Origin of the sequence: Spiroplasma endosymbiont of Megaselia nigra (assembly GCF_003987485.1) — a bacterium.
GTDB lineage: Bacteria > Bacillota_I > Bacilli_A > Mycoplasmatales > Mycoplasmataceae > Spiroplasma.
Genome location: NZ_RCOO01000094.1, coordinates 1 through 4,233, shown reverse-complemented (window position 1 = coordinate 4,233; position 4,233 = coordinate 1). Strand labels below are relative to the sequence as shown.

Genomic DNA, 4,233 nt, shown 5'->3' with positions numbered 1-4,233 from the left:
AGTTTTCATTCTTTATTAAAAAAAGCAACAATTCATAACAATATTTACTTATCGCATGACGAATATATTAATGATGTTAAAAAATGAAATAAATGATATTCAAGCCGCAAAGAAAAGGATATAATAAATAAAAGTTTATAAACCTTTTTTACTAATACTTACTTTTTGGGGTGCACTCTAATTTACCAGCAAAAGGCGAAATAATCATAAATGGTGCATCAATAAATCCACATATAAAACTTCTTAAAGATAATAAAGAAATTAGCGAATGTAAAATTTATGAAACAATTAAGGAAAATGAAGCAATTATTATTAATACAACTATCGAAAATCAAAAAATTATAAAAGTTATTAAAGATAAAAACAATAAAATTAAACAAGAAATTAATATTTATGAAAAACAAGATTTTAATTTAAATACATTTTTTACAATACCAATCGGAGAATATAAAATTAAATACTTTAATGATTTACCAACATCAAAATTAGCAGGGAGTTTAGAAATAAAATACTATGAAGAATATTTATCAGTCTAATTATCTTAATATTAATATTTTTTCACAAATTAATTTAACCCTTAAAGATAATAGTATTGTTGAAAAATATAATATTCATGAAGATATCTATGTTTTACAAGTTTCAAAATTTACATTAAGTAAAAATAATATAAACGCCGTTATTGGTGATTATGTTTATATAACTAATGATATTAATCAAAAAATATATTTAGGAATAATAACAAATATTGAAAATATTGAAGAAAATAAATTTTGCATAGTTAATTGTAAACCAATAATTGGTATTTTATATTTTAAAATATTAGTTAAAAATAGAATAAATGAACTTGCTTGGAATGATTTATATACATTTTCTGACCACTATTTTAATCAAGATAGTTTTTTAAAAGAATTTTGAAAAAATAACTTAATATGAACTAATAAATCAGATAATAGCAAATATACATTTATACAAGATAATCAATCAGAAATAAGTTTTTTTGATTTTTATAAAATTATTTATAACCAAACAAGAAATTATTTATCTTTTGAATTAAATATTAAAAATAAAAAAATTAATATAACTTTTAATTCACCGAATAACGAGGCATATTATTTAAAAGATAATATTAATGATATTTATAATTTAAAAATAGATGATTTTTATAAACAAGCAATTAATAAATTAGATATTTATGATGAAAATAATAACTTTAAAGAAAGCTGATATTTACTTAAAAATAATGAAATCATTAATAAAGAAATATTAGATAAGATTTTAAATACCTGAAATAATAAGGTTTCCGCACAAGTAATAGAAATTACAGTTGAGGGTAAAAAAATAACATTAGATTTAATTAAAAATTCCCCAATTGGTACAAAAACATTTGGAAGTGATAGAACTACATATTTGCAATTAGTAGAAGATAATATATGATATTTGTATCAAAATAATATTGAAGATGAAAAATCTTATTCAAATATTGCGGTTGCTAATTTTTTAAAACAATCTAATAAAATAATTTTTGCTTTTCCAAATAATGAAAATACTTGAAATGAAATAGAAAAATATAATATTTTTAATTGAAATGAATTTTTAGAATTAGAAAAATTTATAACAGAACCGCAAACAGAATTAGAAAATTTAGCAGATGTTAAAAAATATATTGAAAATATTAAAAATAAAAAAGATATTAAAAGTAGAATTTTACCAATTATAAATAAAACTGCTAAATTAGATAAAAAAATTAATATATTTGATTATGCTAAACAAGAATTAGAACAAAGCAAATATTCACATTCAATAGAATTTGATATTAATAAAAACACAAATATTTTAGATTTAAACAAAATAAAATTAGGCGATAAATTTATTTTATATTTTAATAACAAAGAATATGAAACAATATTATCCGCAATTCAATATGAAAATAACAAAAACACCATTCATTTAATATTCGGAAAAGCAAGAATTAATTTTATTGATATGTTAAAAACAAAAAATATTTAATTTTAATTAATTACAATATCATTTTTAAATTTCTATTATTTTATAGTAATGCAATAAGTTTATTATATAATTAATTTGAGGTAATAATATTAATGAAAATATGTTATGACATTAAAAAAATATTAGAATTAAGTTATGAAGAATATTGAAATTATTTAATTAAAAAATATGGTAAGGTTAATGGCGATTATTTTTTAACTTCAGAAATGAAAAGTATTAATAATAAAATTAAAAAAGGAAATGATGGTTTGTGCATTCATCATATTGATGAAGATAAAGCAATTATGTTGTCAACGCCAGAATTTGCAAGAAAAAGCCCATTTGATTATCAAAAATCAGATCGTTTAGTTTATTGTAATTTATTAGAACATTTAATTTTACATACAAAAATTTATTTTTTAAATCAAAATGAATCTCCTTCTCGTTTTGTTTTAAATTATATTTCGCAATTAATTAATATTTATAATGGAAAACAATATAGAAAAAAATACTACAAAAAAATAGCAGAAATTGTTTTGCCAGAAAAAGAAAACTTTATTGAATATTTAAAATATTTTATTAATAAATCAAAATGTTTAAATTATAAAATTATTTTAGATTTACTATAATTTTTATAAAAAATACGGTAATTAATTAAACAAATTGAATTTAATTATAATTTATAATAAGATATTGAAACACAAAATTATGGACATGTTCAAAATTAGAAATTATTATTTAATATTTTCTTTATTTTTAAATTAAATCTAAAATATTATTGTGTGTAAGAATCATTAAAACATAAAATAATTGTTTTTTATTATAAAACTATAATTATTATTCAATATTTTTGGCTATCATAAGAATATTTAATTTAATAATATTAAATATATTTTATAGACATTATTGATTGTCTTTTTTATTTGACATTATATTTTAATGACGGTATGATGACACACGACCAAATGAGGTGAATAAAATTGGCAGTCGTAGGAAAAACATTTAATAACCATAATATTGAAGCAGTAGATGGGGCAAACATACAAAATTATTTTTTATCAAATAATTCAGAAGACAAAGTAGGAATTATTAAAAATAATGACAAATTACTTTATACGCAAAATAATAACAAAATAACTTTTAACCAAAACTATATTTTAATTTATGGCAGATTATTAGAAATTGAAGAAAATACAGAAATAGAATTAATTCAACCCAGCAATCCAAACGAAACTTATTACGGATATGTAATAATAAAAGTTAATTTAGGACAATCTGATCCAGTTAATTTAGAAATTAAATATAATAACGGTTCAAGCCCAAATTTACAAAATGACAATCTAATTAATAAAGAAAATGGCATTTATGAAATAGCATTAATTAGTTATCAAACAACATCAAATAATATTACAAATATTAAAGAATTATTAAATTACATTGAAATTAATCAATTAACTAAAAATATAAATGAAATTAAAAACATTAAACAAGAATACGAAAAAATAAATAACGAAATAAATAATACAGATAAAAATGCGAAAAATGTAGAAACAGAAATAAATCGTCAAATTGCTGATATTAGAGAAAAGTATCGTTGAAAAGGTTAAAAGGAGAATATTTTATAAATGGAACAAATCGTTGAAATTATTGCAATTATATTATCAATATTTACTGGTGGTGGTGCTGGCACAATAGCGATGTGATTAAATAAAAAAAATAAAAACATTAAAGAACAAAATACCAGTTTACAAAAAGAAAATGAAAATATTAAAAGCGAATTAAAAACAATCAACAAAGAAATAGCAAATATACAAAATATAAACAATATTTATATTAAAGAATTTAACAAATTAAAAAGCGAAATTAAATTATCAATTTTACGAATTGAAACAAAACTAGATATTATGACTGTTAATTTCAACAACAAATTATCAAACAATAACGAAATAAATATCAAACATAAACAAGGAGATAAAAAAAATGAAAAATAAAAAAATTAAACTATTCTTTTTAAGAATACTATACTGAACTATTCACGGATTAACACTAGGAATACCCGCATTACTATAGACTGCACCCCAAAAAGTAAGTATTAGTAAAAAAGGTTTATAAACTTTTATTTATTATATCCTTTTCTTTGCGGCTTGAATATCATTTATTTCATTTTTTAACATCATTAATATATTCGTCATGCGATAAGTAAATATTGTTATGAATTGTTGCTTTTTTTAATAAAGAATGAAAACT

The 4,233-nt window shown here is 19.2% G+C and carries 5 protein-coding genes; all 5 read left to right on the top strand.

Features of this window, described 5'->3' with window-relative positions; translation table 4 throughout:
• The first annotated feature begins 170 nt into the window (after positions 1-170).
• The 5 genes from D9R21_RS04595 (at position 171) to D9R21_RS04575 (ending at position 3,977) form a co-directional block, all read left to right on the top strand.
• Positions 171-536 (top strand): hypothetical protein, encoded by a 366-nt coding sequence (locus tag D9R21_RS04595; RefSeq protein WP_126821284.1) that lies wholly within the window; start codon positions 171-173, stop codon positions 534-536.
• Positions 514-2,007 (top strand): hypothetical protein, encoded by a 1,494-nt coding sequence (locus tag D9R21_RS04590; RefSeq protein WP_126821283.1) that lies wholly within the window; start codon positions 514-516, stop codon positions 2,005-2,007. Before D9R21_RS04595 ends, D9R21_RS04590 begins: the two co-directional genes overlap by 23 nt.
• 92 nt (positions 2,008-2,099) lie before the next feature.
• Positions 2,100-2,615, top strand: a complete 516-nt coding sequence (locus tag D9R21_RS04585; protein ID WP_126821282.1) for a hypothetical protein — start codon at positions 2,100-2,102, stop codon at positions 2,613-2,615.
• Between the two features lie 351 nt (positions 2,616-2,966).
• Positions 2,967-3,593 (top strand): hypothetical protein, encoded by a 627-nt coding sequence (locus D9R21_RS04580; protein ID WP_126821281.1) that lies wholly within the window; start codon positions 2,967-2,969, stop codon positions 3,591-3,593.
• Positions 3,594-3,611: 18 nt separating this feature from the next.
• A complete protein-coding gene (locus D9R21_RS04575; protein ID WP_126821280.1) occupies positions 3,612-3,977 on the top strand; it encodes a hypothetical protein in 366 nt (121 codons plus the stop codon).
• Positions 3,978-4,233 lie beyond the last annotated feature (256 nt).